Source organism: Pseudomonas sp. Sample_24 (assembly GCF_004307605.1).
Taxonomy (GTDB): Bacteria; Pseudomonadota; Gammaproteobacteria; order Pseudomonadales; family Pseudomonadaceae; genus Aquipseudomonas.
This window is the reverse complement of sequence record NZ_RCNW01000057.1, coordinates 1-2,709: the sequence shown is the minus strand read 5'-3', so window position 1 is coordinate 2,709 and position 2,709 is coordinate 1. Positions and strand designations below refer to the sequence as shown.

Genomic DNA, 2,709 nt, shown 5'->3' with positions numbered 1-2,709 from the left:
CGATGCACGAAGATGAAGCGCGCCTGAACATCAAGAAGCCGGACATGGAACCGCGCGCCACGGATCACATCCCCGGCATGCACGCGATGATCCAGACCCTGATCGACAAGGGTTACGCCTACGCCCCGGGCAATGGCGACGTGTACTACCGCGTCGGCAAATTCATGGGCTATGGCAAGCTGTCGCGCAAGAAGATCGAAGACCTGCGTATCGGCGCCCGCATCGAAGTCGACGAGTCCAAGCAGGACCCGCTGGACTTCGTGCTGTGGAAGGCCGCCAAGCCGGGCGAGCCGAGCTGGGAATCCCCGTGGGGCGCCGGGCGTCCGGGCTGGCACATCGAATGCTCGGTGATGTCGACCTGCTGCCTGGGCGAGACCTTCGACATTCATGGCGGCGGCAGCGACCTGGAGTTCCCGCACCACGAAAACGAAATCGCCCAGAGCGAAGCGGCCACCGGCAAGACCTACGCCAACGCGTGGATGCATTGCGGCATGATTCGCATCAATGGCGAGAAGATGTCCAAGTCCTTGAACAACTTCTTCACCATCCGCGACGTGCTCGACAAGTACCACCCGGAAGTCGTGCGTTACCTGCTGGTGTCGAGCCATTACCGCAGCGCCATCAACTATTCGGAAGACAACCTCAAGGACGCCAAAGGCGCTCTGGAGCGTTTCTACCATGCGTTGAAAGGCCTGCCGAGCGTAGCCCCGGCCGGCGGCGAAGCCTTCGTCGAGCGTTTCACTCAGGTGATGAACGACGACTTCGGCACGCCGGAAGCTTGTGCGGTGCTGTTCGAGATGGTTCGCGAGATCAACCGTCTGCGCGAGAGCGATCTCAATGCCGCGGCCGGTCTGGCGGCCCGTATGAAAGAACTGGCTAGCGTGTTGGGCGTGTTGCAGCTTGAGGCTGATGACTTCCTGCAGGCCGGCGCCGAAGGGCGAGTGGACGCAGCCGAAGTCGAAGCGTTGATCGCTGCGCGTCTGGCGGCACGTGCCCGCAAGGACTGGGCCGAATCGGACCGCATCCGCGACCAGCTCACCGCCATGGGCGTGGTGCTGGAAGACGGCAAGGGCGGCACGACCTGGCGTCTGGCTGACTGATGGCTTGATCCGCTTCAAAACGAAACCCGCCTTGTGCGGGTTTTTGTTTTTTGGTGCTGTTCGCGAATTCGGCGCTGACAGGGCGGGCCCCATCGCTGGCAAGCCAGCTCCCACAGTGTCCGTATCGTATACAAAATCGTCGCAGCCCACAGGTTCTGTGGGAGCTGGCTTTTTGATCGTTCCCACGCTCCGCGTGGGAATGCATCCAGGGACGCTCCGCGTCCCATTTAGAGCCGAACGCGGAGCGTCCGTTGAGGCGTTCCCACGCGGAGCGTGGGAACGATCCCTTGTCACTCAGTCTGGCGCAGTCTTTTGTAAAGGGTGTTGCGGCTAACCCCCAGCCTGCGCGCCAGATAGGAAATATTGCCCCCGGCCGCCTGCAATTGCCGGTTCAAATCTTCGACGTCATTCAGATCCACGGCCAGCGGCTCGGGTGTCTCCACCGGCTCCATCTCCAGATCGACGAAAAAATCATCCGGCAAATGCTCTGGCCGCACCGGCTGTTCCTCGGCCATGGCCAGCGCCACCTGCATTACGCTGCTGACCTGACGTAAGTTTCCCGGCCACGGATGGCGCCCGAACAACTCCAGTACCTCGCGACTCAGGCCGGCCCACTGGCTCGGTTCGCGGTGCTGTTCCCACAAACGCTTGAACAGTGCCTCTTTATCACTGCGCTCTCTCAAGGGCGGCAGCTCTAGAGTCAGGCCGCCGATGCGGTAGTACAAGTCCTCGCGGAAACGCCCCAACTGCACCTGCTCGCGCAATGAGCGGTTGGTCGCGGAAATGATGCGGATGTCCACCGGGAACAACTCACTGCTGCCCACCGGTTGCACGCAGCGCTCCTGCAGCACTCGCAGCAGGCGGGCCTGGGTCGGTAGCGGCATGTCGCCGATTTCGTCGAGGAACAGTGTGCCTTTATTCGCCTTGCGGATCAGGCCGATACTGCCTTTCTGGTTGGCACCGGTAAACGCGCCTTTCTCGTAACCGAACAGCTCTGATTCGACCAGTTCAGCGGGGATGGCCGCACAGTTCACCGCAATGAATGCCTGTTTGCTGCGGGAGCTGGCCTGATGCAAAGCCTTGACGAACACTTCCTTGCCAACGCCGGTTTCACCGTGGATCAACAGTGGAATGTCTTTTTCCAGCAAGCGCTCGGCCTGGCGCACAGCTTTTTCTACACGGCTGTCGCCGAAGTGCAGGGTGTTGAGGCTGATAACGGCCGGTGTGGGTACAGTCACAGCCGGTTCGGCGAATACTCGCGGTTGAATCGCAACCTGTTTCGGTCTTTTCAGCAAACACTGGAAGCGGTTGCGCCCGGAAGCCTGCAGAGAGAAGGGCAGCCCTTCGGGTTGATTCAGCAGCTCCAGCAACGAGACCTTGAACAGGCTTTCGACACTGACCCGCGACAGGCGCACGCCCAGCAAATTGTCGGCGCGGCGGTTGGCCGAGAGTACTTGGCCGCTCTCATCGAAAATCAGCAAGCCGGCCCATTGGCTGTCGAGGTTGTTCAGGCCGGTGTTGAAGGTCAATTGGAAATGCTGGCCTTGGAACAGGTTGAGGATCAGCCGGTTTTCCACGGTCTGGCTCATCATCTTGACCATGCCCAGGG

Annotated in this window: 2 protein-coding genes; one reads left to right on the top strand and one right to left on the bottom strand. The window is 60.8% G+C overall.

The window, feature by feature from the left end; translation table 11 throughout:
• Positions 1-1,100, top strand: a 1,100-nt coding sequence (cysS, locus tag D8V06_RS02580) for a cysteine--tRNA ligase (protein ID WP_130930386.1), incomplete at its 5' end; no start/stop codon positions are given.
• A 290-nt stretch (positions 1,101-1,390) separates the two neighbouring features.
• On the opposite strand, the gene D8V06_RS02575 is transcribed toward cysS, so the two are convergent.
• Positions 1,391-2,709: sigma 54-interacting transcriptional regulator (locus D8V06_RS02575; RefSeq protein WP_130930385.1), on the bottom strand; the 1,319-nt coding region annotated here is incomplete at its 5' end.